This is a genomic window from Mycobacterium sp. (genome assembly GCF_035506235.1).
Classification (GTDB): domain Bacteria; phylum Actinomycetota; class Actinomycetes; order Mycobacteriales; family Mycobacteriaceae; genus Mycobacterium.
Window position 1 is genome coordinate 1 of sequence record NZ_DATJPU010000055.1, and the last position, 25,402, is coordinate 25,402.

Sequence of the window (25,402 nt, forward strand, 5' to 3'; positions counted from 1 at the left end):
CCACAGCAACAGCTTCCGGTTCATGATTTGTCGATGTAGTCGATCCGGTCGGTGTCGGTGAATCGCCTTGCCAGCACGGCCAATCCGGGGTTCGACGGGTCACGCTCGTACTCCCGGACGCAGAACTCGCGGGCGGCTTCGATGAACACCCCGTGGTCGGCCAGCGACAACAGCCGCAGGGTGACGGCCCGGCCGGATTGATTGCGGCCCAGCACATCTCCCTCGCGGCGCTCCTTGAGGTCCAAGTCGGCGAGGGCAAACCCGTCCATTGTCTCGGCGACGGCACGCAGCCGCCGGCCGGCTTGCGACCCCGGCGGAACCCAGCTGGCCAGCAGGCACAGGCTCGGATGCTCGCCGCGGCCGATCCGGCCGCGCAGCTGATGCAATTGGCTGATCCCGAACCGGTCGGCGTCCGTCACCAGCATGACGGTCGCGTTGGGGACGTCGACGCCCACCTCGATGACCGTGGTGCACACCAGCACATCGATCTCGCCCGCGCGGAAGGCTGCCATCGCAGCGTCCTTCTCGTCGGCGGGTAGCCGCCCGTGCATGAGGCCCAACCGGAGGTCGGCCAGTTCCGCAGAACGCAGCCGGGCAAACAGGCCCTCGGCGGTGGCCGACGGGCGAGCGCCTTTTTCTTTGTCGGTGTCATCGGATTCGTCGATCCGGGGCGCCACCACGTAGGCCTGCCGGCCGCCGGACACTTCCTCGATGATGCGGTGCCAGGCGCGGCCGAGCCAGGCGGGCTTTTCGCTGACGAAGATGACGTTAGTGGTGATCGGTTGGCGGCCGCGCGGAAGTTCGCGCAGCGTCAGGGTTTCCAGGTCGCCGTACACGGTCAGCGCGACGGTGCGCGGTATCGGCGTCGCCGTCATCACCAGCAGGTGTGGCGTGATGCCGGCACGGGCCTTGGCGCGCAATTGATCTCGTTGCTCGACACCGAAGCGGTGTTGTTCGTCGACGACCACCATGCCCAGGTTGTGAAACTCCACCGCGTCCTGCAGCAGCGCGTGGGTCCCGATGACGATGCCAGCCTGCCCGGTGGCGACGTCGGCGCGGACTTGCTTCTTCTGCGCGGCGGTCATGGAGCCGGTCAGCAGCGCAACCCGGGTGGCGCCGTCGAGGCCTTCCAGCTGGCCGCCCATCGCCAAGGGCCCCAGCACGTTGCGGATCGACAGGAGATGTTGGGCGGCAAGGACTTCCGTGGGAGCGAGCAGCGCGCACTGGTAGCCCGCGTCGACCATCTGCAGCATCGCCAGCACGGCGACGATGGTCTTGCCCGAGCCGACCTCGCCTTGCAGCAGGCGGTTCATCGGGCGGTTCGAAGCCAGCGCCCCGGCCAGCACGCCGAGCACTTCGCGTTGCCCGGCGGTGAGCTCGAAAGGCAAGCGGCGCAACAGCTCCGCCGCCAGGCCATCGGGCCTCGACGGTGCCGGGGGCCCGGATTCCGACAGTTCACCGTGGCGGCGGGCGACCAGCGCCCACTGCAGGCCGACGGCCTCGTCGAACGTCAATCGTTCTCGCGCCCTTTGGCGTTCGCGCTCATCCTCCGAGAGATGGATCGCGCGCAGCGCCTCGTCCTCGGGGATCAGGGCGAGTTCCGCACGTAGGTCGGCGGGCAGCGGATCGGGCACCGGGTCGAGGACGTCCAGCACCTGGCGCACGCAGGAGAAGATGTCCCAGCTCTGCAGCTTGGCGCTGGCCGGATAGATCGGGAAGAAGTGGCGTTGATACGCCTCCGCGACCTCTTCGCCGCTGGCGTGCGAGGCGACGGCGATCTTTTTCAGCGACCGGGTGCCGTACTTCTTTCCGCCCGCCGACTCGAGGATGAGAAACGCCGGATGCGTCAGCTGCATGGCCCCCCGGAAATATCCGATTTCCCCCGACAGCATGACCTTCGTGTCTTTGACGAGGTCCTGCTTGAGGTAATTGGCGTTGAAGAACGTGGCCGTCACCTTGCCGCGGCCGGATCCGACGGTGATGCGGTGACACATCCGCCTCCGGTCCTTCCTCATCGGAAACGTCTCCGCGGCGGTGATCGTGTCGACGATCGTGATGTGCCGGCCCTCTTCCGGCCGCTCGTCCCCGGCGCCCCAGCGGGCCGCGCCCTCGGTGTAGCTGCGCGGGTAGTGGCGCAACAGGTCGTCGACGGTCCGGATGCCGAACACCTCGTCCAACAGATCCGCGGCCTTGGCACCCACGGTGTAATCCAGCCGATCGGACAGCGACACCACGGCTACTCGACCCCGATCAGCAACACGTCACCCCGGTGGCCGGTGCGGTACGTCATCAGCTCGGTGCCCGGGTGATGGTCGTGCACGTGTTCTTGGAGGATGTCGCCCAAGGCGGTGGCGGCCGCCTCGTCGTCGATGCCGGCGCCTATCAGCACGGTCACCAGGTCGCCGCCGGCGGCCAGCAGCAGATCGAGCAGCCCGATCGCCGCCCCGGCCGCATCGTCGGCCACGATGAGCACCTCGTCGCCCGCGATGCCGAGGCCGTCGCCGGGCCGGCAGCGACCGGCCCAGGTCAGCGCGCTCCCGGTCGCGATGCGCACCGATCCGTGCCGGGACGCGCCGGCGGCGCGCGCCATGGTGAAGCCGTCGTCGACCGCCTGCCTTTCCGCCCCGTGCACGGCCAGCGCGGCCAGCCCCTGCACCATCGACCCGGTCGGTATCGGCACCACGTCGATTCCCCACCCGATGGCCGCGGTGCACCCGGCCACCAGCTCCTCGGCGGCCACATAGCCGTTGGGCAGCACCATCACCTGGGCGGCGCCGGTGTCGACCAGGGCCCGCACGAGCTGGTGGGCGCTGATGTTTGCGGCCGGATCACCCGCGTCCGTGCCGGGCCGCAGCACGCAGGCGCCCTCGGCGGCGAACAACTCGGCGGCGCCGTCGCCGTCGACGACGGCCAGCACGGCCCGTTCGCGCGTCCAGCTGCCCGCCGGGAGTCCGGTGGCGCCGGAGCCCAGGGCCGAGATGACGATCCGGCTCGGCCGCCCCGCCGCCAGGCCCGCTTCGACGGCGGCCCCGGCGTCGTCGGTGTGCACGTGTACGGAGTAGCTGTCGAGCCTGGCCGATTCCTGCCCGGCCGCCTGCGCCAGGGCGACCGACTCGCCGAGCTCCTCGAGCCGATTGCGCAGCACATTTGCGGTCGCGGCGTCGCAGCCGTCCAGCCGGTACATCACCTCGAACTGGGGCCCCGGGCGTTCGGCGGGGGCTTCGGGCTCCGGGGCGCGCGGGGACGGCTCGTAGACGGTGCGCGCGGGCGCCTGCCCGCCGATGGTGGAACGCAGCGCGTCCAGCAGGACCAGCAGGCCGCGCCCGCCGGCGTCCACCGCGCCGGCGTCGGCGAGGACTTCGAGCTGCTCGGGCGTTTTTTCCAGCGCGACCACCGCCGCGTCGCCGGCGGCCATGACCGCGGCGGGCAGCCCCAGGTCGGCGCACTCCTCGACGGCGCCGGCGGCGGCCCGCAGCACCGAGACGATGGTCCCGGGGACCTCGTCGCCGCCCATCGACGCGATGACCAGTTCGACGCCGCGGTGCAGCGCGGCCCCGAGGATGGCCGCGTCCATGTGGCCCAGCTCACCGCCGGCGTCGGCCGCCGCGACGGCGGTGACGTCGGCGATTCCCCGCAGAATCTGCGACAAGATGACCCCGGAATTGCCGCGGGCGCCGTTCAGCGCACCGGAGGACAGGGCCGCCGCCACCCGGGCCACGCACCCGGCACCGCCTTCCGTGCCGGGGCCCGCATTGGCCTCCGCCAGGGCGGAACGCATGGTGAACAGCATGTTGGCGCCCGTATCGGAATCGGCGACGGGGAACACGTTGAGCCGGTTGATCTCGTCGATGTGGGTGATCAAGTCGCTGACGGCGGTGTGGGCCCAGTGCCGCAGGGTCGCGGCGTCCAGCAGAGCTTCCGACGTGCCCAAGCGACCCACCTCCCTCGGAGCCTCCCAGTGCCGGCCCCCGGTGGGCGCCAGCGTAGCCCGGCGATGACACGCGCGGCGGCAAGCCACGGCGGCGCACCCGCGGCCTGAGTGCACCGGCGCATCGAGCCTAGCCACAGCGGGCGACATTCCCGGGGCTGTGTCGCCGGACGGGTGTTGATCGTTTTGGTGGTTGCCCATGGCAGTCGGTATCCTGGGCTGGCCCGAGTCATTCCGGGCTGTCCTGGCCACCTGCCGGACCGCCGAACATCTGAGGAGCTTGAACCATGGCCGCTGTGTGCGATATCTGCGGGAAAGGCCCCGGCTTCGGCAAGTCGGTGTCGCACTCCCACCGCCGCACCAGCCGCCGGTGGGACCCCAACGTCCAGACCGTGCACGTCGTGACCCGTCCCGGCGGCAACAAGCAGCGGCTGAACGTCTGCACGTCGTGCATCAAGGCCGGCAAGGTCGTCCGCGGCTAATCCCGCACGATGATGACGGTCTTGCCCGGGCGCCGACCCGGTCGCTGACCGCTTTCGAACGCCTCCCTGCCCTCGCCGAGCGGAAACGTCCCCGCGATTTCCACGCGCAGGCGCCCGCGGTCGACGAGCGCGGCCAGTTCGGCGAGCTGGTCCCGATTTGGCCTGACGATGAAAAATGTTGCCGCAACCCCGTATTCGTCGGCCATTCCCGCCGGAGGTGGCGCCGACAGCGTGATCAGCCGTCCCCCTTGGCGCAGCACACCATACGATCGGTCCAACGTCTCGCCGCCGACGGTGTCGATCACGACGTCGTAGGGGCCGCTGTCCCCGAACCCCTCGGTGCGCACGTCGATCACCCGCTGCGCGCCGAAGCCGCCAACGAGCTCGCGCGCATCGCTGCGCACGGTGGCGGTGACACGGGCGCCGAGGAGGGCGGCCAGCTGGACCGTCAGGGCGCCGACCCCGCCCACCCCGCCGTGTATCAGGACCGCCTCGCCGGGTTGGACCGCAGCCTGCCCGACCAGTGCCTGCAGGGCGGTGAGCCCGGCCAGCGGGAGGGCGGCGGCCGCAACATGGGACACGGTCGACGGCTTGGCGGCCAGGTCGGCCGCCGGCACCGTGACGAATTCGGCTGCGGCGCCGTCGCGGTCGAATTCGATCAATCCGTAGACCTGATCTCCGGGTGCCAAACCCGTTGCGCCCGGTCCGATTTCGGCGACCACACCGGACACCTCGTGGGACGGAATCACCGGCGTCCGGCTGGCGCCGTCGCGGGTCCAGGTCTCCTCCCACGTCAACTCGTCGAACGTGATGGCCGCGGCGTGCACCGCGACCAGGACTTCGCCGGCCCCGGGGACCGGGACCGGCGCGCGCTCGACCACCAGCACCTCGGGTCCGCCCCGGTGGTGTGCGCGCAGGGCCGTCATCTCGGTCAGGGCAGCCGCCAATCGATGGGATCGGCGCCCAGCCCGGCGAGCAGCTCGTTGGCGCGGCTGAACGGGCGCGAGCCGAAGAACCCGCGAGACGCCGACAGCGGCGAGGGATGCGGCGATTCGATCGCGACGCAGTCGCCGGCCGCCAGCATCGGCGTGAGCGTCGACGCGTCGCGCCCCCACAATATGGCCACCATCGGCTGTTCACGAGCCACCAGGGCACGGATGGCGCACTCGGTAACCGCCTCCCAGCCCTTACCGCGATGCGACGCCGGAGTGCCCGGCTGGACTGTCAGCACCCTGTTGAGCAGCATCACCCCACGCTGCGCCCACGGGGTGAGATCGCCGGACGCGGGTAACGGATAGCCGAGGTCGCGCGCGTATTCGGCGAAAATGTTCTCCAGGCTGCGCGGGAGCGGCCTCACCTGGGGCGCCACCGAGAAGCTCAGGCCCACGGCATGCCCGGGCGTCGGGTAGGGGTCTTGGCCGACGATCAGTACCCGGACGGTTTCGAAGGGGAAAGTGAAGGCGCGCAACACGTTCGGCCCCGCCGGCAGGTATCCGCGACCGGCCGCGATCTCGGCGCGCAGGAACTGACCCATCTGGGCGACCTGGTCGGTCACCGGCGCGAGCGCCGTAGCCCAGCCCGGTTCGACGAGTTCGCTCAACCGCCGCGCGGTCACTGCAGGCCCTTCACCAGCAGGACCAGCGTGTCGGCGCCGGCCCGCCGGTCCTTCGAGATCTCCTGATACTCCGGCGATTGCGCCCAGGCGCGGAACGCGGCCTCGTCCGGAAACGACATCAACACCAGCTTCTCGCGGTCCCACTCCCCCTCGACGATCTCGGGCGATTCGTCCGCGGCCAGCAGCGTTCCCGGGTGACGGCGGAAGACCTCCATGAACCTCGCCTGGTACCGGTCGTAGGCTGCCCGATCGGTGAATCTCAGCTGGGCGATGGCGTAGACGGTCACGTTAATCAAAGCCACCTTAGTACGACTGCCAGCCCGCGTAACCGCGCCACTCCACGCCGTCGACGAGCACGCCGGCCGGCGCGTCGAGCGCCCTGCCGATGACGCGCCACCCGGGCGGTGGCGGGCCGGCGAAACAGGCCGCCAGGGCGTGATCCTCGCCGCCGCCCAGCACCCACGCCAGGGGGTCGGCGCCGGCGGCGGCCGCGGCCGCCGCCACCGCCTCGCGGTCCGCGGCCAGCGCCGCGCTGGACACGTCGATAGCCACCCCCGACGCCTCGGCGACATGCCGCAGGTCGGCGACCAGGCCGTCGGAGACGTCGATCATCGCCTGCGCGCCCGCGGCCGCGGCGACCGCGCCCTGGCCATACGGCGGCTGCGGCACCAGGTGACGGCGCCGAAGTTCGTCGAACCCGCCAATATCCTTGTCCCACAACGCATATCCGGCGGCAGAGCGGCCCAGGTCACCGGTCACGGCGAGCACTGAACCGGCCTTTGCCCCCGACCGCAACACCGGCGCGCGGCCGTCGAGGTCACCCAGCACCGTCACCGACAACACCCACTGGGGGCAGCTGACCAGATCGCCGCCGGCGATACCGGCGCCGACCCGCGCCGCCTCGTCCCACATCCCGTCGACCAGCGCGTCCACCTGAGCCGCCGGCGTATCACCGGGCGCCGCGAAACCGGCGACGAAGGCCGTGGGCCGCCCGCCCATCGCCTCGACGTCGGCGGCGTTCTGGGCGATCGCCTTGCGGCCGACGTCATGGGGTGTCGACCAGTCCAGCCGAAAGTGCCGGTCCTGCACCAGCACATCGGTCGAGATCAGGGTGCGCCCGTCGCTCGCGGACACCAGCGCCGCGTCGTCGCCGGGCCCCAGCAGCACCGCGCAGGGTTGCCGGCGGCCCCGCACCAACCGGTCGATGACCGCGAACTCGCCGAGCCGTTGCAGCGTGGGGGGCTCGCCCGAAGCCCCGGGATTGTCGTCGCGCACGCCACCTCCTCCGGCTCCTCGCGGCCGGTAAGTTGGATTCCTGCCCGCGCGAGCGAACCGCGCCAGTCTACGAGATCAGGAGGTGTGCGGGCGGTGAGGACCGAGCCCGATGCCTTCGCGGCCGCCGACGCGGGACCGTCCCGCGCCGTGTTGATCGCCGCGGTCACGCTGGCCGTCGTGGCGATCGGCGTGATCCTGGCCGTCGCGGCAAACCGCCAGGCGCCGCCGCCACCGGTCGCCGTCCCCGCCGCCCCCGCTCCGCACGCGACCGACGGCGCGTGCCGGTCGCTGGCCGGCGCGCTGCCCCAGCGGCTCGGGGACTATCAACGCGCCCAGCTCGCTCAGCCCGTCCCCGAGGGCGCGGCGGCCTGGCGGGCCCAGTCCGGCGGCGAGCCGGTGGTGTTGCGCTGCGGACTCGACCGCCCGGCCGAGTTCGTGGTGGGATCCCCGATCCAGATCGTCGATCAGGTGCAGTGGTTCGAGGTCGGGGCCGGTCAGCAATCCGCCGGTGACGGCGGCCGGTCCACCTGGTACGCGGTCGACCGGCCGGTGTATGTGGCGCTCACGCTGCCCTCGGGATCGGGGCCGACGCCCATTCAGCAGCTCTCCGAGGTGATCGACCACACGATGGCGGCGGTGCCCATAAGCCCGGCGCCCGCCCACTAGTCCCCACTAGCGCAGGCCCACACCGCGTGCCAACGCCGTCTGCACCATGGTCGCCAGCAGGGTGGGATAGTCGACGCCGCTGGCCGCCCACATCCTGGGATACATCGAGATCGTGGTGAACCCCGGCATCGTGTTGATCTCGTTGATGACCGGGCCGTCCTCGGTCAAGAAGAAGTCGACCCGGGCCAGGCCCTGGCAGTCGATGGCCTTGAACGCCCGAATCGCCAACTGGCGCACCGCATCGGCGACGTCGTCGTCGACCTTCGCGGGCACGTCCAATTCGGCGGCGTCGTCGAGGTATTTCGTCGCGAAGTCGTAGAAGGCGTCCTCCCGCCCCCGCACCCCGGCCACCCGGATCTCGCCCACAGTGCTGGCTTCCACTGTGCCATCCGGCATTTCGAGCACGCCGCACTCCAGCTCGCGACCGCTGATCGCCGCCTCGACGATCACCTTGGGATCGTGCCGGCGAGCATCGGCCACCGCGGCGGCCAGCTCGTCCCAGCTCGACACCCGGCTGACGCCGATCGAAGAGCCGCCCCGCGCGGGTTTGACGAACACCGGCAGACCGAGCCGCTCGCGCTCCTCGAGATCCAGCGCCGACCGCGACGGGCGCAGCACCGCGTGCGGGCCGACCGGAAGTCCTTCGGCGACAAGGAGCTTCTTGGTGAACTCCTTGTCCATCCCCGCGGCGCTGGCCAGCACTCCGGCACCGACGTAGGGCACACCGGCGAGTTCGAGCAGACCCTGGATGGTGCCGTCCTCCCCGTAGGGGCCGTGCAACACCGGGAACACCACGTCGACCGACGCCAGGACGTCGCTCGCACCGGGCCGAAGCGACACCAACTGGCCGCCGCGCCGCGGATCGGCCGGCAGGGCCAGCTCGGTGCCCGATTCGGCGCTCACCTCGGGCAGCTGCCGGCCGGTGATCGCCAGGGCGTCCGGGTCCCCGTCGGTCAGCACCCACGAACCCTCCGGCGTGATGCCGACCGCCACCACCTCGAAACGCTGCGGGTCGAGATTGCGCAGAATGCTGCCCGCCGACACGCAGGAGATGGCGTGCTCGTTGCTGCGCCCGCCGAAGACGACGGCCACGCGCACGCGGTCGCTGGCACTCACAACCTTCAGAGGCTACCGGGTGCGCGGCCTCCGGGTCGGGCACCGGACCGCTAGCTGGGGTTTCGGTTACTCCGGGCTCATTCGGGCTTGGTGCTGCGGCCGAGCAGCAGCGCCATCGCCTCGTCCACCGACAACCCCTTGTGGCACACCCGGTGCACGGCGTCGGTGAGGGGCATTTCGACGTCGTAACTGGACGCCAGCGCCAGCACCGCCTCGCATGACGTCACCCCCTCGACGACGTGTCCCTGCCCCGCCCGCGTGGCCGACTCCATGGTCCCGCCGCGGCCGAGGCGTTCGCCGAAGGACCGGTTGCGCGACCGCGGCGACGTGCACGTGGCCACCAGGTCGCCGACGCCTGCCAGTCCGGCCAGCGTCGCGCCCTTGGCGCCGAGGGCGATCCCCAACCGGATGATCTCCGCCAGGCCGCGGGTGATGATCGCGGCCGCGGTGTTTTCGCCGAGCCCGACGCCGGCCGCCATCCCGCACGCCAGCGCGATGACGTTCTTGCACGCCCCGCCGATCTCGGTGCCCACCACGTCGCTGTTGGTATACGGGCGGAAGTACCCGCTGTTCAGCATCCGCTGCACCGCGACCGCGCGGCCGGAGTCGCTGCACGCGACGACCGTGGCGGTGGGCTGGCATTCGGCGATCTCGCTGGCCAGGTTCGGCCCGGAGACGACCGCGACCTGCGCCGGGTCCACGCCGGTCACCGAAACGATCACCTGGCTCATGCGCATCAGGGTGCCCAGCTCGATGCCCTTGGCCAGGCTGACCAGGGTCGCGCCGTCGGCAACCAGAGGTGCCCACCGCTCGAGGTTGCTCCGCATCGTCTGCGCCGGAACCGCCAGCAGCACCGTCGTCGCACCGGCCAGGGCCTCGCCCGCGTCCGCGGTGGCACGAATGCCGGGCGGCAACACGGCGCCCGGCAGATAGGCGGGGTTGTACCGGGTGGTATTGATCTCCTCGGCGACGCTGGACCGCCGGGCCCACAGTGTGACTGCGGCTTCCGGTCCCCCGGCCTCGGCCATCACCTTGGCCAGCGCCGTGCCCCAGGCACCGGCGCCCATCACCGCAACGGCGCCCCGTGAACCGGCCATCTTCCGTCCCCGTCTGTCTGTGTCGTCAGTGTGCCGTCACGCTACCGTGGCACGCGGCAGCCGCGGCCGCGCTGGCAGGATGGCTCCCATGAGCGGCACGCGGGCCGACGGTGCAGGCGACGGCGCCGGTGACGTGGCGTTGATCATCGCCGTCAAGCGGTTGGCCGCCGCCAAGACCAGGCTGGCGCCGGTGTTCTCGGCGCGGACCCGGGAGAAGGTGGTGCTGGCCATGTTGATCGACACGCTGAGCGCCGCCTCCGGCGTTGCCGCGCTGGGCTCGATCACCGTCGTCACGCCCGACGACGCCGCGGCGGCCGCCGCCGCCGGGCTCGGCGCCGGTGTCCTGGCCGACCCGACGCCCGAAGGCAATAGCGACCCGCTGAACAACGCGATCGCCACCGCGGAACGGGCGGTGGCTGCGGCCTTCTCCAATATCGTTGTGCTGCAAGGCGATTTGCCGGCGTTGCAGACCCAGGAGCTGGCCGAGGCGGTCGCCGCCGCGCGCCACCATCGGCGCAGCTTCGTCGCCGACCGGTCGGCGACGGGTACCGCCGCGCTGTGCGCGTTCGGAACCGCGCTCGATCCGCAGTTCGGGCCGGATTCGTGCGCGCGCCACCGCCGTTCGGGCGCGATCGAGCTGACGGGTGCGTGGCCGGGCCTGCGATGCGACGTCGACACCCCCGCCGACCTGGCGGCCGCCCGCCGCCTCGGGGTCGGGCCGGCGACGGCCCGGGCCGTCGCGCAGCACTGACGGATGCCCGCACAGCAAATCTGTACGAGCGGTGAACTGCGCGCCAACGGCGAATGGATGTCCGCCGGGCGCTAGCAGCACCAGCGGGAATGAGCAATGATCGCAGGGTGACCGAAACCGAAGCCGAGGCGCGCCTCGAAGAATCCGTATGGCAGCCCGACGACTCGGCCGTGGGCGCACCGCCCGCCGCAACCCAAGCCCCGGTCGATGACGCGCTGCCGGAGGACCGCTACCTCAACCGCGAACTGAGCTGGCTGGACTTCAATGCGCGCGTGCTCGCGCTGGCGGACGACAACTCCCTGCCGCTGCTGGAGCGCGCGAAGTTCCTGGCGATCTTCGCGTCCAATCTCGACGAGTTCTACATGGTTCGGGTCGCCGGCCTCAAGCGCCGCGACGAGATGGGGCTGTCCGTGCGCTCGGCCGACGGTCTGACGCCGCGTGAGCAACTGGCCCTCATCGGCGAGCAGACGCAACGGATCGCGACCCGGCACGCGCGCGTGTTCCTCGATTCGGTGGAGCCGGCGCTCGCGGCGGAAGGCATCCACATCGTCACGTGGTCCGATCTGGATCAGGATGAGCGCGAACAACTGTCGACCTATTTCAACGAGCAGGTCTTCCCGGTCCTGACGCCGCTGGCCGTCGACCCCGCCCACCCGTTCCCCTTCGTCAGCGGGTTGAGCCTGAACCTGGCGGTCATGGTGCGCCAACCCGAGGACGGCGGTCAGCATTTCGCCCGGGTCAAGGTGCCCAACAACGTCGATCGCTTCGTCGAACTCGAAACCCGCGGCGACATCGACGGTGCCGAAGGGCCCGCCATAATCCGCTACCTGCCGATGGAAGAGCTGATCGCGGCGTTCCTCCCGATGCTCTTCCCGGGCATGGAGATCGTGCAGCATCACGCGTTCCGCATCACCCGCAACGCCGACTACGAGGTCGAAGAGGACCGCGACGAAGACCTGCTGCAAGCGCTGGAGCGAGAGCTGGCGCGCCGGCGGTTCGGTTCGCCGGTTCGGCTCGAGATCGCCGACGACATGACCGAGAGCATGCTGGAGCTGCTGCTGCGCGAGCTCGACGTGAATCCCGGTGACGTGATCGAGGTGCCGGGGCTTCTCGACCTGTCGTCGTTGTGGCAGGTCTACGGATTGGACCGGCCGGCGCTCAAAGACCCGGCGTACGTTCCGGCCACCAGTCCCGCCTTCGCCGACCGCGAAACACCGAGGAGCATCTTCGCGACGCTACGCGAAGGCGATGTGCTGCTTCATCATCCGTATGAGTCGTTCTCCACCAGCGTGCAACGATTCATCGAGCAGGCCGCCGCCGATCCCAACGTCCTCGCGATCAAGCAGACGCTGTACCGCACCTCCGGTGATTCGCCGATCGTCCGGGCGCTCATCGCCGCCGCCGAGGCCGGAAAGCAAGTGGTGGCAATGGTGGAGATCAAGGCGCGCTTCGACGAGCAGGCCAACATCCGCTGGGCACGCACACTTGAGCAGGCGGGCGTGCATGTCGTTTACGGGTACGTCGGGCTCAAGACGCACTGCAAGACCTGCCTGGTGGTGCGCCGCGAAGGCTCGACGATCCGGCGGTACTGCCACATCGGGACCGGAAACTATAACGGCAAGACGGCGCGGCTGTACGAGGATGTCGGCCTGCTCACGGCCTCGCCGGAAATCGGGGCCGATCTGACGGACTTGTTCAATTCGCTCACCGGCTACTCGCGGAAGGTGTCCTACCGCAACCTGTTGGTGGCGCCGCACAGCATCCGCACCGGCATCATCGAGCGCGTCGAGCGCGAGATTGCCGCCCACCGCGAAAGCGGCGGGGGACGGATCCGGATGAAGATGAACGCTCTGGTCGACGAGCAGGTGATTGACGCGCTGTATCGCGCGTCCCGCGCCGGCGTGCGCGTCGAGATTGTGGTGCGCGGCATCTGCGCGCTGCGCCCGGGCGCGGAAGGCTTTTCGGAGAACATCTCGGTCCGTTCGATACTCGGAAGATTCCTGGAGCACTCGCGGATCATGCATTTCGGTCGCATCAACGAGTTCTGGATCGGCAGCGCCGACATGATGCACCGCAACCTCGACCGGCGCGTCGAGGCGCTGGTTCAGGTCAAGGATCCGAGGCTCACCGCGTACCTGGACGACTTGTTCGAGTCAGCGTTGAACCCGTCCACCCGGTGCTGGGAGCTCGGCGCCGACGGGCAGTGGACCGCGTCGCCGCAGGATGGTCACACGGTGCGCGACCATCAGGAATCGCTGATGGAGCTGCACCGAAGCGCCTGACGCCATGTGGTAGCTTTCCTGGTCGCGCCTATGGCCGGCGCGGCCTCGCCGAATTGACCTGCAGGAGTTGAGTTGCCAACGCAGAACTCGTCCGGCAGTCGGCCGTTGGGGAGTCGGATCGTGCATGCCGCGGGCGCCGTGCTGTGGCGACCCACCGATACGGCCAACCCCGGCCTCGAGGTCGCCGTCATCCATCGCCCCCGTTATGACGACTGGTCGCTGCCCAAGGGCAAGGTGGATCCCGGCGAGACGGAGCCCGTGGCGGCGGTTCGGGAGATATTCGAGGAGACGGGCCACGGCGCCGTGCTCGGCCGGCGACTGGACATGGTGAGCTATCCGATCGAGCAGGGCGTCAAGAAGGTTCATTATTGGGCGGCGCGCAGCACCGGCGGTGAGTTCACAGCGGGCAGCGAGGTCGACGAACTCGTCTGGCTGCCCGTCGAAGAGGCCAAGGCCAGACTCACCTACCCTCACGATCGAAAGATGTTGCGCCACTTCGCTAAACAGCCGGCCGACACGCAAACCGTACTGGTGGTCCGGCACGGCACCGCCGGCACGAAGTCACGCTTCAAGGGCGACGACGCCAAGCGACCACTGGACAAGAGGGGACGCGCGCAGGCGGAGGCGCTGGTCCCCCAACTGCTCGCCTTCGGCGCCTCCGACGTGTACGCGGCGGACCGGCTCCGCTGTCACCAGACGGTCGAACCGCTCGCCGAGGAACTCGGTGTGGCCGTGCACAACGAGCCGACCCTCACCGAGGAGGCCTACGCCAAGAACCCCAGGCGCGCCCACCAGCGAATGCTGCGCATCGCCGAGGAGGGCGGCACCCCGGTGGTTTGCACGCAGGGCAAGGTCATTCCGTACCTGATCGCATGGTGGTGCGAACGCGACGGAGTGCGCGCCGATAAATCCCACAACACAAAGGGCAGCACGTGGGTGCTGTCGCTATCCGGCGGCCGGCTGGTGTCGGCCGATCACATCGGCGGCGCGCTGGCCGCCAACGTGCGGGCCTGACACGCAAATACCCTCCGGGTGGCGTCGCTGCCACCCCGAAGGGTATCCGCGTGTGCGAACTTTCTACCGGCGGCCGCGCCGCGCGGTGGCCTTCTTGGCAGGAGCCTTGCTGGCCGGCCTCTTTGACGCTGCCTTCTTGGCCGGGGCCTTGGTGGCGGCCTTCTTGGCCGGGGCCTTCTTGGCCACAGCCTTCGTTGCGGCCTTCTTGGCCGGAGCCTTGGTGGCGGCCTTCTTGGCCGGGGCCTTGGTCACTGCCTTCTTGGCCGGAGCCTTCTTGGCGGCAGCCTTCTTGGCCGGAGCCTTCTTGGCCGGGGCCTTCTTGGCCGGAGCCTTGCTCGCTGCCTTCTTGGCCGGAGCCTTCTTCGCCGCCTTCTTGGCCGCGCCGCCTGCCACAACACCACGCTTCACTGCTGGTCCTTCCGACGGGAGGCGCTGCGCGCCAGACACAACCGCTTTGAATTGGGCACCGGGCCGGAACGCGGGGACCGATGTTGGCTTGACCTTTACCGTCTCACCGGTACGCGGATTGCGGGCCACGCGCGCCGCGCGCTTCCGCTGTTCGAACACACCGAACCCGGTAATGGTGACGCTGTCGCCCTTGTGCACCGCACGCACAATGGTGTCGACGACATTCTCGACGGCGGCGGTCGCCTGCCGACGGTCCGAGCCCAATTTCTGTGTGAGCACGTCAATGAGCTCTGCTTTGTTCATCCAAACCCTCCGAAGCTAGTGGTCCTCGTTTTGGGAACCGACTAGTGGACACGGTAAACCCTCACCCAGCAAATTTCCAAGAGCCACGCGCAATTTCAGGACCGAACGGCGGAACTTTTCGCAATCCGGTTGCCGCCCTTGACCGGTGGCGGGACCGGAAAATCGGCCGGGTTTACTTAGCTCACCGAGAAGAAAATCCGTCCCGATCGACCGTTCAGGAGGCGCTCGAAGTGCGCGGTTTCCACTCCGGTCGCGCCGCCTCGAATGCCTTAATGTCGTCGAGTTTCCGCAGCGTAAGGGCTATATCGTCGAGACCCTCGAGCAGTCGGTAGGCCGTGTAGTCGTCAATCTTGAACGGCAGCACCGTCGTTGCGGCGGTGATATTTCGATCTTGAAGATTGGCAGTGATTTCCAAGCCCGGGCTCTGCTCGATCAGCTTCCAAAGGAGTTCCACGCCGTCCTGAGAAACTTCGGCGGCCAGCAGACCGGCCTTGCCGGCATTGCCCCGGAAAATGTCACCGAATCGAGACGAGATGACCACCCGGAACCCATAGTCCATAAGCGCCCACACCGCATGCTCGCGCGACGAACCCGTGCCGAAATCGGGCCCGGCGACCAGAACCGAGCCGCGGTCGAAGGGGCTGAGATTGAGCACGAATGAGGGATCCGAGCGCCACGTGGCGAACAAGCCGTCCTCGAAACCGGTTCGGGTAACTCGCTTCAAAAAAGCGGCGGGAATGATCTGATCGGTGTCGACATTGGACCGCCGCAGCGGCACGCCGATGCCCGTGTGGGTGCGAAAGGCTTCCATATCTCGTCCTCGATTCGAAGTCAGTTGGAGTTCAGGTCGGCCGGCGCGGACAGCCTGCCCCGCACCGCCGTTGCGGCCGCGACGGCCGGCGACACCAGATGGGTGCGGCCGCCTTTGCCCTGCCGTCCTTCGAAGTTGCGGTTGGATGTCGCGGCGCACCGTTCCCCGGGCGAAAGCTGGTCGGGGTTCATGCCCAGGCACATCGAGCATCCGGCCTGACGCCATTCGGCGCCCGCGGCGGTGAACACCTCGCCCAGCCCTTCGGCTTCTGCCTGCGCGCGCACCCGCATCGAGCCGGGCACGACCAGCATGCGCACCCCCCGGGCGATCTTGCGCCCGCGCAACACGTCGGCCACTGCGCGCAGGTCTTCGATACGACCATTGGTACAAGAGCCGACGAACACCGCGTCGACGCCGATATCGCGCATCGGCGTCCCGGGCCGAAGGTCCATGTACGCCAAGGCTTTCTCCGCGGCCTGCCGCTCGCCGTCGTCGGCCATCAGCTCGGGATCCGGCACGGCCGCGTCCAGGGGCACCCCCTGGCCGGGATTCGTCCCCCAGGTGACGAACGGGCTCAGCGAGGCCGCGTCGAGATACACCTCGGTGTCGAACACGGCGCCGGGATCGGTGCGCAGCTGCCCCCAGTACTCGATGGCGGCATCCCAGTGCGCGCCGGTCGGCGCGTGCGGGCGCCCGCGCAGAAATTCGTAGGTCGTCTCGTCCGGCGCCACCATCCCCGCCCGGGCGCCGGCCTCGATGCTCATGTTGCAGACCGTCATCCGGCCCTCCATCGACAGCGATTCGATGGCACTGCCCCGGTATTCGATGACGTGACCCTGCCCGCCGCCGGTGCCGATCTTCGCGATCAGCGCGAGAATGGTGTCCTTGGCGGTCACGCCGGCGGGCAGCGGGCCGTCGACGTTGACCGCCATCGTCTTGAAGGGCCGCAACGGCAGAGTCTGGGTGGCCAGCACGTGCTCGACCTCCGAGGTGCCAATCCCCATGGCCAGAGCGCCAAATGCGCCGTGCGTGGACGTGTGACTGTCGCCACAGACGATCGTCATGCCCGGCTGGGTGAGGCCCAATTGCGGACCGACCACGTGCACGATGCCCTGATCGATGTCACCCATCGGGTAGAGCCGGACGCCGAATTCCGCACAGTTGCGCCGCAACGTCTCGACCTGAGTGCGCGACACGGGGTCGGCGATCGGCTTGTCGATGTCGACGGTGGGCACGTTGTGGTCCTCGGTGGCCAGCGTCAGGTCGGGCCGTCGCACCGGCCGGCCGGCCAGGCGCAGACCGTCGAAAGCCTGCGGGCTGGTGACCTCGTGCACCAGGTGCAGGTCGATGTAGATCAGGTCCGGAGCGTCCTCGCCCCCTCTCACCACAACGTGGTCTTCCCAGACCTTTTCGGCCAGGGTGCGCCGATTGTCGGATCCCATCTCGAATTCGCCTCTATTCGGTCGTTCGCTTCGATCTCATTATCTGAGACGATAGTATCTCTTTATGAGACAGCATAGCGGCATCGGCGTCCTCGACAAAGCGGTGGTCGTGCTGGACACGATCGCGGAATCCCCCTGCGGACTGGCCGAACTGTGCGAGCGAACCGGGTTGCCCAGGGCCACCGCCTACCGGCTGGCCGCCGCCCTCGAAGTCCATCGGCTGCTGGCGCGCGACGACGCGGGGCGTTGGCGGCTGGGTCCGGCGGTCACCGAACTGGCGGCCCGGGTCAACGACCCTCTGCTGACCGCGAGCGCGGCGGTGCTGCCCGCGTTGCGTGAGTCCACCGGCGAGAGTGTTCAGCTGTATCGCCGCGAGGGCACGTCGCGGGTGTGCGTAGCCGCCCTGGAACCGGCTGCGGGTCTTCGCGATACGGTTCCGGTCGGGGCGCGGCTGCCGATGACGGCGGGCTCCGGGGCCAAGGTGCTGCTCGCCTATGCCGACCCCGCCACCCAGAAGGCCGTACTGCCGACGGCCAAATTCACCGACCGGGCGCTGGCCGACGTGCGCCGGCGCGGCTGGGCGCAAAGCGTGGCCGAGCGTGAACCCGGCGTGGCGAGCGTGTCGGCGCCGGTGCGCGACAACCGCGGCGTCGTGGTCGCGGCCATCTCGGTGTCCGGACCCATCGACCGGATCGGCCGGCGCCCGGGGGATCGCTGGGCCGCCGATCTGCTGTCCGCCGCGGAAGCGCTGAACCGTCGGCTCTGAGTGTGCATCCCGGGCTCCCACATCGCACATTCCCCGCCCTGGGCGCACACACCCGGAAGCCACCTTCGCACACCGGGCCGCGCGTGGCCTGACACACTGACCGCCATGGGAACCAATCAGCGCGCGAGCATCGTCATGTCCGAAGACGAGATCGCCGATTTCGTCGTGAAGAGCCGCACGGGCACGCTGGCCACCGTCGGTCCCGGCGGGCAGCCGCACCTGACCGCGATGTGGTACGCCGTCGTCGACGGCGAGATCTGGCTCGAGACCAAGGCCAAGTCGCAGAAGGCGGTGAATCTGAAACGCGATCCGCGGGTGAGCTTCCTGATCGAGGACGGCAACACCTACGACACGCTGCGCGGGGTGTCCTTCGAGGGGACAGCGGAGATCGTCGACGATCCCGAGGTCTCACACCGGGTCGGCGTCAGCGTTTTCGAGCGCTACACCGGTCCCTACAGCGACGAGATGAAGCCCGTCGTCGAGCAGATGATGAACAAGCGGGTCTGCGTACGTATCGTCGCCCGCCGCGCCCGCTCATGGGATCACCGCAAACTCGGGTTGCCCCACATGCCGGTGGGCGGGTCGACGGCACCGGCCGCGCTGGGGACCGGCCAGTAGTTTCGCAGCCCTCCAACGTCTGAGCCCGGCGTGAATCAGCCGGCAGGGGACGTGGTGCCTCTGATCGACTTCCGGATCGCGATGACGATCACACGTCTTCGTCCCCGATTGACTGCTCCGCGAGCAGTTCTTGTTTGGCCTGTGCGAGTTGGGCTTTCGTAGCCGCATCGACGGCGGGATACTGCGGGTTCAGACCGCGCAGCGCTGCCACCAAGACGGCCGACGTGCACAGGTGACTGAACCACTTGTAGTCCGCCGGGACGACGTACCAGGGTGCCCACCCGGTGCTTGTCTGGGTGAGCATCTCCTGGAACGCCAGCTGGTAGTCGTCCCAGAACGCGCGCTCGTGCAGATCCGCGACGGAGAACTTCCAGTTCTTCTCCGGCTCGGAGATGCGCTTGAGAAAACGGCGCCGCTGTTCTGCCTTCGAGACGTTCAGGAAGAGCTTCACGATGACGGTTCCGTTGTCGACCAGGTAACGCTCCCAGTTGTTGATGTGGTGAAACCTTTTCTGCCAGAGATCCCCTGGCGACCGGACCGCCGAGCGCGGCCACAATGTTTCCGGGTGCACGCGGGTGGTCAACACGTTCTCGTAGTGCGACCGGTTGAAGACGGCGATGCGTCCGAGCTCCGGCAGCGCGCGCTGGTGGCGCCACAGGTAGTCGTGGGCCCGCTCGGTCTCCGACGGCGCCTTGAAGCTGTACACGATGACCCCTTCCGGATTAAGCCCGCTCATGACGTGTTTGATGGTGCTGTCCTTGCCCGCGGCATCGATCGCTTGAAGAACGATCAGCAAGGCGCGGTCGGCCTGGGCGAGAAAACGGTCCTGCAATTCGACGAATGCATCCTTCGCCTCGGCAAGCGCGGCCGCGCCGTCGTCCTTGCCGAATCGTTCGTCATGGTATCGAGGATCGAAATCTTTGTTGAGATCCACTACCGTGCCCGGCCGGACACGCGTCGCTGCCGCCAGCTGCTCCCACCCGCCCGGCGTCGCGACCCCTTCGGTCATGGCTCGTCCTGCGCCTGGATCGCGGTGATCGCCACGGTGTAGACGATGTCGTCCACGAATGCCCCGCGCGACAGGTCGTTCACCGGCTTATTCAGTCCTTGCAGCACGGGGCCGATCGCCACGGCGCCCGCACTGCGTTGCACGGCCTTGTAGAGGTTGTTACCGGTGTCCAGGTCGGGGAAGATCAACACCGTCGCTCGACCGGCGACGGGCGAGCCGGGCGCCTTGCTCGCCCCGGTCGTGGGATCCACCGCGGCGTCGTACTGCATCGGGCCGTCCACGGGCAACTCGGGCGCGCGCTTTCGCACCAATTCGGTGGCCTGCCGGACCTTGTCGACGTCGGGCCCGGACCCGGAGGTGCCGGTGGAATACGACAGCATCGCCACCCGCGGCTCGATGCCGAACTTCGACGCCGTCTGCGCTGAACTGATCGCGATATCCGCCAACTGGTCGACCGTCGGATCCCGCACGATCGCGCAGTCACCATAGGTCAGCACCCGGTCGGCAAGGCACATCAAGAACACGCTCGACACTGTCGACACGCCGGGTTTGGTCTTGATGATCTGCAACGCCGGCCGCACCGTGTGGGCGGTGGTGTGCACCGAACCGGACACCATCCCATCGACGATCCCGTTGTACACCAGCATCGTGCCGAAATACGCGCAGTCGTGCACGATCTCTTGAGCCTGCTCCAGCGTGACGCCTTTGTGCTTGCGCAGCTCTGCGATCTGCTCGGCGAACTTCTCGCACAGCACGTCGATTTGCGGGTTGAGCACCGTAGCGGCCGACAGGTCCACGCCGAGTTCGGCTGCCCGCAAGCGGATTTGACCTTCCTCGCCGAGAATCGTCAGGTCGGCGACACCGCGTTCCAGTAGCCGACCGGATGCGCGCAGGATGCGGTCGTCGCCACCCTCGGCGAGCACGATGCGCTTGCGGTCCGCGCGGGCCCGCTGCAGCAGTTGGTATTCGAACATCTGCGGGGTCACGACGGCAGGTACCGGGATCGACAGCCGGGAGAGCAGATCGCTGACGCCGACGTAGCGGTCCATCATGGCCAGCGCGGTGTCGATCTTGCGCTGCGAGGTGGCGGTCACCCGGCCGTGGGTCGCCGTCGCCGCACTGGCCGTCTCGAGGATGTCCAGCGAGGTCGCGATTATCGGCAGCCGCAGCCGCAAGCCCGATACCAGTGCAGCGATCGACGGATACAACTCCAGACCGCCGCTGAGGATCAGCGCCGACAATGACGGAAAACCTTCTGCCACATGGGCGCTCGCCATCGCGAGCACGATGTCGACCCGTTCGCAGGGTGTGATCACCGCCGCGCCCTCGGTGAGACGTTCCAGCACGTGCTCGGCTCTCGTTGCGGCGACCAGCACGCTCATCACGTCGCGGCCGAGCAGATCTGGATCGCCGCTGATCAGTGTCCCGCCCACTGAACGCTGCAACTCTGCCACCGACGGCGCGGCGAGCAGCGGCTCCTCCGGCAGTGCGTAAGTCAGCGGTTCCAGACGGCCGAGCGCCTCGGCGACCGCGGTCATCTCCGCCGGCTTACAGCGGTTGGCCACCACCGCCGCGGTGTGGGCGTGCTGCGCGGACAACTCGGTCAGGCACAGCTCGACGACCCGGGCCACCTGCCCGGGGTTGCGGTCGCGGGCCCGCACCGACAACACCACGGGAGCGCTGAGGTTGGCGGCGATGCGTCCGTTGACGGACAGCTCGGTGGGCGTGGCGGCATCGGTGTAGTCGCTGCCGACGATCACGACCGCGTCGCACCGCTCGGCGACCGCCTGGAAACGGTCGATGATCTCTGCGATCGCGCCATCGGAATCCTCGTGGAGCCGCTCGTAGCTCACTCCGGTGCACTGCTCGTAGGCCAACCCCGCCGTCGTCTGCGGCAGCAGCAGATCAAGGAGGTAATCCCGGTCCGCGCCGGGGCCGGTGATCGGGCGGAACACGCCGGCCCTGGCGACCGTGCCCGACAGATGATGCAGCAAACCAAGCGCGATCGTCCACTTACCCGTGCCGCCCTCGGAAGAGGCGATGTAGACGCCGGGTGTGCGCATCATTGCAGGAGCCGTGCGTAACTTGTTGTCAGCATGTCGCGGTACTGAGCGCGCGCGAAGCCCGCCGCGTCGAGGGGATTCCGCGCCGCGAGCCTGCCCTTGAAGGCGCGGTGCGCGCGGCGTCCACGGCGGTACCGCCGCCGCCGAGGACCGCGACCGCACGACCGAGCCGGGGCGCCTTGCCCTCTCGCACCTGGCCGAGCTGGCTGACCGCATCGATCATCTTCTTGCCGTCCATGGCCGGGATGTTCAGGTGGTTGGCTTCCTGCGCGCCCACGGCGACGAAGACCGCATCGAAGCCGCCCCCCTGCTTTTGGGCGATCACATCACCGACGCGCCGGCCACACGTGAGCGCGATCCCCGGCATTGCGGTGATGCGATCGATCTCAGTGCGCAGCGCCGTCCGCGGTAGGCGGTACGCCGGGATGCCGAAGGCCATCATGCCGCCGGGTTTCTCGGCGCTGTCGCGGATTTCAGCCTGATGGCCCATTCGCGCCGGATGATAGGCACAGGCCAGGCCGGCCGGCCCGGCTCCCACGACCAAAACTCTCTTGCCGCTGGGCGGCGCGACCGGCACCCGCCAGCCCTTGTCGGTCGCGAGATCGCCGAGGAAACGCTCGACGCCGCGGATCGAGATCGGCGCGTCGGGCGAGCCGCGGTTGCAGCTGGTTTCGCACGGGTGGTAGCAGGCGCGGCCGTGAGTCGAAGGAAGCGGGTTGTCCTCGACGAGGGCCTGCCACGCCTTTTCGTACTGCCCGGCCTGAGCCTGGGCCAGCCACGCCTGGATGTTCTCTCCGGCCGGGCAGGCGTGGTTGCATGGGCGAAGAACATCGACGTACACGGGGCGCTGCCAACGCCGCCTGCCCGCGCCCTTGCGGGTGGTCTCCTGCAGAACCTGGGTCATATCAGGCAACTTCAAAGACATGGCCGTTCTCCAACCCCTACGGTCGGACTGAGCGATATCGCGAGGCGCATCCCACATTCGCACCGCACTCGATGCTGTAAAAGGGCCAAACGGCCCCTTTAGATCCACCGCGCCGATCCCCACCCGAGGTCCGGCAGCGACTCTGTGGCTCGCAGGCGCGGTCACGCGGCGCGTGATCGACGATCAGATCCCGGGACGTCGTAAGAGTCCACTGTTCATTGGTGGTGCAGGTGGGCAGCCCGGCGGTCGCCCGCACGTACCCGCTCCGGCGTGTCAGGCGCTGAGGGACTTTTGTCCCATTGCCCGATGACGTCTGGCACCTGTCAATGGGTTGTCGCGCAAGAGAACACTTGCCGCTGGAGCGGCCGACAGGCCTGTGCAGGACATCGAAGGAGTGAACCATGGCACGAGACGACGACGCGTTCCTCAATGATGATGTAGTGGACGAGTTGAAAGGCGATCCGGCCGTCGACTCCTCCCGTATTGCCATCGCTGTGGATGACGGCGTGGTGACGTTGAGCGGAGCCGTGCCCAGCTACTGGCAAAAGATGGAAGCCGCAAACACGGTCCGGCGGGTGATAGGCGTGCGCGCGGTAGCGAATGATCTGAAAGTCGAGCTGCCGAGCGCCCACGTCCGTAATGACACCGATATCGCAGCCGCGGCGGCGACGGCGCTGAGCATGCACAGCGACTTGCCCGACAAGGTGCAAGCGACCGTTGACAACGGCTGGGTGACCCTTACTGGGAAGGTGGATTGGCACTTCCAGCGCACCGTGGCGGAGGACGCGGTCCGAGACTTGCGGGGCGTGCGCGGCGTGATCAACCGCATTGAGTTAGAAGAGAAGCCGAAGGCGGCCGACGTACGCGGGCAGATCAGACAAGAGCTGGCGCGAACGGTGAACAAGGATGTCAACAACATCGAAGTCGAGACAAGTGATGGCCATGTCACATTGCGCGGCACGGTGCGTTCCTGGATCGAAGATGAAGCCGCACGCCGCGCATCCTGGTCGGTTCCCGGCGTGACCAAAGTCGAGGATCGGCTCGTCATCGGATAGCTCAGCCATGACCGGATAGTACAAATGCTGACAGTCGACGTTGTGGACGTTATCCAAGGCGAGCCGGCCGGCGGTGTGCGAGTGACGTTGGACCCTCGCTGCGAGCGTCTTGGTCTGGGAAGTTGGTGCCGTGGCACGCTGTTCTTCAGTACCCGCGGCCAACGCAATGCTCGACCGGCAAGCCGCGCTGCGTTATGTCCTCAGCCGGCACACGCCCGAGGGTGGCTATTGCTTCTACCGCACACCGAAGTGGGGCGTTGAGGAGCCGAACGCGCCTGACACGCTGGCGGCACTGGAGTCGCTTCGGCTGCTGGGGGTCGAACCGCCGAAACCCGAACGTACCGAACGCTTCCTGCGCCGCTTGCAGGACGAAGATGGCGACTTCCCGACGCTCACCATCGGATGGGCAGCGCTTCGCGGCCTCGACGCGCTCGATGCCAAGCCCAGTCGATCGCCGATGGTGTGGATCTGGCGCCGGGTAAACGTTCTGCTGCAGCGGCCGGCGGCTCGGGATTGGACCGGCGCGGTCACCGACCTCGCGCATGCAGGCGATCTATTCAGGGTGACCGGTGCGGAACTGGATTCCCCGACGCGTGAGGCGTTCGCCCGGATGCTCGAGGCGGCCCGCGACCCGCAAGGAGGCTGGTCGCGGACCGGAGCGGATCTCGAGACGACGGCGGTCGCGCTACATCTGCTGACACAGCTTGGTTTACAGCTCGGTGCCGATGCGCGTAGCGGGGTCGAGGCGCTGTTCGCTCGAAGCCAGGATCGAACCCTTGGCCTGTGCCTCGGGACTCACGCCAGGGCGGTGTCGGCGGGCTCGCTCTGGGGTGGACTGACGATCTGCCGGATGCTCGGTCTTCGTCTCGCCTACCCCGACGCAGCGGCGACGAGCCTGGCGCTGCTCCAGCGGCCCGACGGGGGCCTTGGACAACGAGACCGGGCGATCTCGACCCTGCACGACACGTGGGTCGGGCTCGACGCTGCCCGCCTCCTTGACGCGTTACGAAAGGACAGATCATGAGCAAGTCGGGGTACGTCCGCTTCTTTGAAGATTTCGGCATTCGCGATGTGCCACTGGTCGGCGGGAAAAACGCCTCGCTCGGCGAGATGTACCGGGAGCTGTCCGGCGAAGGCGTCCGCGTCCCGCACGGGTTCGCCGTCACCGCCAGGGCCTATCGCTACATGCTGGACAAGGCCGGTGCCTGGGACGATCTGCACGCCGAACTCGACGACCTCGATCCCACCGACGTCACAGCGCTGGCACGCAAGGGGAAGCGCGCCCGCGAGATCGTCTACGGCGCCGGGCTTCCAGACGACTTGGCCACAGAGATTGTCGACGCCTACCGCAGGCTTCAGCAGGAGTACGGCGAGGATGTGAGGCTGGCCGTGCGCAGCTCGGCGACCGCCGAGGACCTGCCGACCGCAAGTTTCGCCGGGCAGCACGAGAGCTTCCTGAACGTTGGCGGCGCGGAGGATGTGTTTGAGGCGGCGCGCCAGTGCTTCGCGTCGCTGTTCACCGATCGCGCCATCGTCTACCGGACGAACAATGGCTTCGATCATTTCAAGGTGGCATTGTCTGTCGGCATCATGAAAATGGTGCGGTCCGACCGGGCGAGCAGCGGTGTGATCTTCACGCTCGATACCGAGTCCGGGTTCCGGGACGTGGTGCTGGTAACCGGGTCCTACGGGCTGGGCGAGAACGTCGTGCAGGGCAGCGTCGATCCCGACGAGTTCTATGTCCACAAGCCGACATTCCAGCAGGGTTACCGGGCT

24 protein-coding genes are annotated in these 25,402 nt (G+C 68.5%); 10 read left to right on the forward strand and 14 right to left on the reverse strand.

Annotated features, from left to right (window positions below):
• Positions 1-20 precede the first annotated feature (20 nt).
• Both recG and VMD50_RS05690 read right to left on the reverse strand, forming a co-directional pair.
• Entirely contained in the window at positions 21-2,234 is a 2,214-nt protein-coding gene (gene recG, locus VMD50_RS05685) for an ATP-dependent DNA helicase RecG (RefSeq protein ID WP_325425703.1), read from the reverse strand.
• 2 nt (positions 2,235-2,236) lie between these two features.
• Positions 2,237-3,931: a DAK2 domain-containing protein gene (locus VMD50_RS05690; RefSeq protein WP_325425705.1), complete on the reverse strand. Its 1,695-nt coding sequence runs from the start codon at positions 3,929-3,931 to the stop codon at positions 2,237-2,239.
• Positions 3,932-4,215: 284 nt separating this feature from the next.
• On the opposite strand from VMD50_RS05690, the gene rpmB reads away from it, so the two are divergent.
• A complete protein-coding gene (rpmB, locus tag VMD50_RS05695) occupies positions 4,216-4,410 on the forward strand; it encodes a 50S ribosomal protein L28 (RefSeq protein WP_046185726.1) in 195 nt (64 codons plus the stop codon).
• On the opposite strand, the gene VMD50_RS05700 is transcribed toward rpmB, so the two are convergent.
• From VMD50_RS05700 to VMD50_RS05715, 4 genes are read right to left on the reverse strand one after another with little or no spacing between them, the layout of a single operon-like run.
• A complete protein-coding gene (locus tag VMD50_RS05700) occupies positions 4,407-5,336 on the reverse strand; it encodes an NADP-dependent oxidoreductase (protein ID WP_325425711.1) in 930 nt (309 codons plus the stop codon). The genes rpmB and VMD50_RS05700 overlap by 4 nt on opposite strands.
• Positions 5,337-5,341: 5 nt before the next feature.
• The gene (locus VMD50_RS05705; RefSeq protein ID WP_325425713.1) at positions 5,342-6,025 is read right to left on the reverse strand and encodes a uracil-DNA glycosylase; all 684 of its coding nucleotides are present in this window, start codon (positions 6,023-6,025) and stop codon (positions 5,342-5,344) included.
• On the reverse strand, positions 6,022-6,312 hold the full coding sequence (locus VMD50_RS05710; protein ID WP_325425715.1) for a DUF1330 domain-containing protein: 291 nt from the start codon (positions 6,310-6,312) through the stop codon (positions 6,022-6,024). The genes VMD50_RS05705 and VMD50_RS05710 overlap by 4 nt, the downstream gene beginning before the upstream one ends.
• A gap of 16 nt (positions 6,313-6,328) precedes the next feature.
• Positions 6,329-7,300, reverse strand: a complete 972-nt coding sequence (locus VMD50_RS05715) for a thiamine-phosphate kinase (protein ID WP_325425716.1) — start codon at positions 7,298-7,300, stop codon at positions 6,329-6,331.
• 93 nt (positions 7,301-7,393) lie between these two features.
• On the opposite strand from VMD50_RS05715, the gene VMD50_RS05720 reads away from it, so the two are divergent.
• Positions 7,394-7,966 carry a DUF3515 domain-containing protein gene (locus tag VMD50_RS05720; protein WP_325425718.1) on the forward strand — a complete coding sequence of 191 codons (573 nt, stop codon included), beginning with the start codon at positions 7,394-7,396 and terminating at the stop codon, positions 7,964-7,966.
• A 6-nt stretch (positions 7,967-7,972) separates the two neighbouring features.
• Here the strand turns inward: VMD50_RS05720 and VMD50_RS05725 are convergent, their stop codons facing one another.
• Positions 7,973-9,082: a D-alanine--D-alanine ligase family protein gene (locus tag VMD50_RS05725; protein WP_325425719.1), complete on the reverse strand. Its 1,110-nt coding sequence runs from the start codon at positions 9,080-9,082 to the stop codon at positions 7,973-7,975.
• 77 nt (positions 9,083-9,159) lie between these two features.
• On the reverse strand, positions 9,160-10,179 hold the full coding sequence (locus tag VMD50_RS05730) for an NAD(P)H-dependent glycerol-3-phosphate dehydrogenase (protein ID WP_325425721.1): 1,020 nt from the start codon (positions 10,177-10,179) through the stop codon (positions 9,160-9,162).
• A gap of 88 nt (positions 10,180-10,267) precedes the next feature.
• Here VMD50_RS05730 and cofC point away from each other — a divergent pair, with 88 nt between their 5' ends.
• The 3 genes from cofC to mutT1 all read left to right on the forward strand — a co-directional run bounded on the left by cofC (position 10,268) and on the right by mutT1 (position 14,226).
• Positions 10,268-10,930, forward strand: coding sequence for a 2-phospho-L-lactate guanylyltransferase (cofC, locus tag VMD50_RS05735; RefSeq protein ID WP_325425723.1), 663 nt, complete (start codon positions 10,268-10,270; stop codon positions 10,928-10,930).
• Positions 10,931-11,019: 89 nt separating this feature from the next.
• Positions 11,020-13,212, forward strand: a complete 2,193-nt coding sequence (locus VMD50_RS05740) for an RNA degradosome polyphosphate kinase (protein WP_325425725.1) — start codon at positions 11,020-11,022, stop codon at positions 13,210-13,212.
• Positions 13,213-13,284: 72 nt separating this feature from the next.
• A complete protein-coding gene (mutT1, locus tag VMD50_RS05745; RefSeq protein ID WP_325425726.1) occupies positions 13,285-14,226 on the forward strand; it encodes an 8-oxo-(d)GTP phosphatase MutT1 in 942 nt (313 codons plus the stop codon).
• A 63-nt stretch (positions 14,227-14,289) separates the two neighbouring features.
• On the opposite strand, the gene VMD50_RS05750 is transcribed toward mutT1, so the two are convergent.
• The 3 genes from VMD50_RS05750 to leuC all read right to left on the reverse strand — a co-directional run bounded on the left by VMD50_RS05750 (position 14,290) and on the right by leuC (position 17,190).
• Positions 14,290-14,937, reverse strand: a complete 648-nt coding sequence (locus VMD50_RS05750) for an HU family DNA-binding protein (RefSeq protein ID WP_325425728.1) — start codon at positions 14,935-14,937, stop codon at positions 14,290-14,292.
• Between the two features lie 214 nt (positions 14,938-15,151).
• Positions 15,152-15,748 (reverse strand): 3-isopropylmalate dehydratase small subunit, encoded by a 597-nt coding sequence (leuD, locus tag VMD50_RS05755; RefSeq protein ID WP_325425730.1) that lies wholly within the window; start codon positions 15,746-15,748, stop codon positions 15,152-15,154.
• A gap of 20 nt (positions 15,749-15,768) precedes the next feature.
• Complete coding sequence (gene leuC, locus VMD50_RS05760; protein WP_325425732.1) at positions 15,769-17,190, reverse strand: 3-isopropylmalate dehydratase large subunit; 1,422 nt, start codon at positions 17,188-17,190, stop codon at positions 15,769-15,771.
• Between the two features lie 64 nt (positions 17,191-17,254).
• On the opposite strand from leuC, the gene VMD50_RS05765 reads away from it, so the two are divergent.
• Together VMD50_RS05765 and VMD50_RS05770 are read left to right on the forward strand one after the other, a co-directional pair.
• Positions 17,255-17,956: an IclR family transcriptional regulator gene (locus tag VMD50_RS05765; protein ID WP_325425734.1), complete on the forward strand. Its 702-nt coding sequence runs from the start codon at positions 17,255-17,257 to the stop codon at positions 17,954-17,956.
• 105 nt (positions 17,957-18,061) lie between these two features.
• Complete coding sequence (locus VMD50_RS05770) at positions 18,062-18,574, forward strand: pyridoxamine 5'-phosphate oxidase family protein (RefSeq protein ID WP_325425736.1); 513 nt, start codon at positions 18,062-18,064, stop codon at positions 18,572-18,574.
• Positions 18,575-18,662: 88 nt separating this feature from the next.
• Here the strand turns inward: VMD50_RS05770 and VMD50_RS05775 are convergent, their stop codons facing one another.
• Genes VMD50_RS05775 through VMD50_RS05785 form a run of 3 tightly spaced genes read right to left on the reverse strand, consistent with a single transcriptional unit; the run spans position 18,663 to position 22,550 of the window.
• Complete coding sequence (locus tag VMD50_RS05775) at positions 18,663-19,583, reverse strand: PPK2 family polyphosphate kinase (RefSeq protein WP_325425738.1); 921 nt, start codon at positions 19,581-19,583, stop codon at positions 18,663-18,665.
• Positions 19,580-21,646, reverse strand: a complete 2,067-nt coding sequence (gene pta / locus VMD50_RS05780; protein WP_325425748.1) for a phosphate acetyltransferase — start codon at positions 21,644-21,646, stop codon at positions 19,580-19,582. Before pta ends, VMD50_RS05775 begins: the two co-directional genes overlap by 4 nt.
• A gap of 28 nt (positions 21,647-21,674) precedes the next feature.
• Positions 21,675-22,550 carry an FAD-dependent oxidoreductase gene (locus VMD50_RS05785; protein WP_325425740.1) on the reverse strand — a complete coding sequence of 292 codons (876 nt, stop codon included), beginning with the start codon at positions 22,548-22,550 and terminating at the stop codon, positions 21,675-21,677.
• A gap of 422 nt (positions 22,551-22,972) precedes the next feature.
• Between VMD50_RS05785 and VMD50_RS05790 the strand changes: the two genes are divergently transcribed.
• From VMD50_RS05790 to VMD50_RS05800, 3 genes are all read left to right on the forward strand, one after another.
• The gene (locus VMD50_RS05790) at positions 22,973-23,626 is read left to right on the forward strand and encodes a BON domain-containing protein (protein ID WP_325425742.1); all 654 of its coding nucleotides are present in this window, start codon (positions 22,973-22,975) and stop codon (positions 23,624-23,626) included.
• Between the two features lie 166 nt (positions 23,627-23,792).
• The gene (locus VMD50_RS05795) at positions 23,793-24,650 is read left to right on the forward strand and encodes a prenyltransferase/squalene oxidase repeat-containing protein (RefSeq protein ID WP_325425744.1); all 858 of its coding nucleotides are present in this window, start codon (positions 23,793-23,795) and stop codon (positions 24,648-24,650) included.
• Positions 24,647-25,402 (forward strand): PEP/pyruvate-binding domain-containing protein (locus VMD50_RS05800; RefSeq protein WP_325425746.1); only part of this gene is annotated, 756 nt, incomplete at its 3' end. The genes VMD50_RS05795 and VMD50_RS05800, both read left to right, overlap by 4 nt.

Coding starts and splice junctions, on each gene's coding strand:
- VMD50_RS05765 (WP_325425734.1), top strand. CDS start 17,255: ATGAGACAGCATAGCGGCATCGGCGTCCTCGACAAAGCGGTGGTCGTG.
- VMD50_RS05790 (WP_325425742.1), top strand. CDS start 22,973: ATGGCACGAGACGACGACGCGTTCCTCAATGATGATGTAGTGGACGAG.
- leuD (WP_325425730.1), bottom strand. CDS start 15,748: ATGGAAGCCTTTCGCACCCACACGGGCATCGGCGTGCCGCTGCGGCGG.
- rpmB (WP_046185726.1), top strand. CDS start 4,216: ATGGCCGCTGTGTGCGATATCTGCGGGAAAGGCCCCGGCTTCGGCAAG.
- pta (WP_325425748.1), bottom strand. CDS start 21,646: ATGCGCACACCCGGCGTCTACATCGCCTCTTCCGAGGGCGGCACGGGT.
- leuC (WP_325425732.1), bottom strand. CDS start 17,190: ATGGGATCCGACAATCGGCGCACCCTGGCCGAAAAGGTCTGGGAAGAC.
- VMD50_RS05740 (WP_325425725.1), top strand. CDS start 11,020: ATGAGCAATGATCGCAGGGTGACCGAAACCGAAGCCGAGGCGCGCCTC.
- VMD50_RS05785 (WP_325425740.1), bottom strand. CDS start 22,550: ATGACCCAGGTTCTGCAGGAGACCACCCGCAAGGGCGCGGGCAGGCGG.
- VMD50_RS05795 (WP_325425744.1), top strand. CDS start 23,793: ATGCTCGACCGGCAAGCCGCGCTGCGTTATGTCCTCAGCCGGCACACG.
- VMD50_RS05775 (WP_325425738.1), bottom strand. CDS start 19,583: ATGACCGAAGGGGTCGCGACGCCGGGCGGGTGGGAGCAGCTGGCGGCA.
- VMD50_RS05730 (WP_325425721.1), bottom strand. CDS start 10,179: ATGGCCGGTTCACGGGGCGCCGTTGCGGTGATGGGCGCCGGTGCCTGG.
- VMD50_RS05700 (WP_325425711.1), bottom strand. CDS start 5,336: ATGACGGCCCTGCGCGCACACCACCGGGGCGGACCCGAGGTGCTGGTG.
- VMD50_RS05770 (WP_325425736.1), top strand. CDS start 18,062: ATGGGAACCAATCAGCGCGCGAGCATCGTCATGTCCGAAGACGAGATC.
- cofC (WP_325425723.1), top strand. CDS start 10,268: ATGAGCGGCACGCGGGCCGACGGTGCAGGCGACGGCGCCGGTGACGTG.
- VMD50_RS05750 (WP_325425728.1), bottom strand. CDS start 14,937: ATGAACAAAGCAGAGCTCATTGACGTGCTCACACAGAAATTGGGCTCG.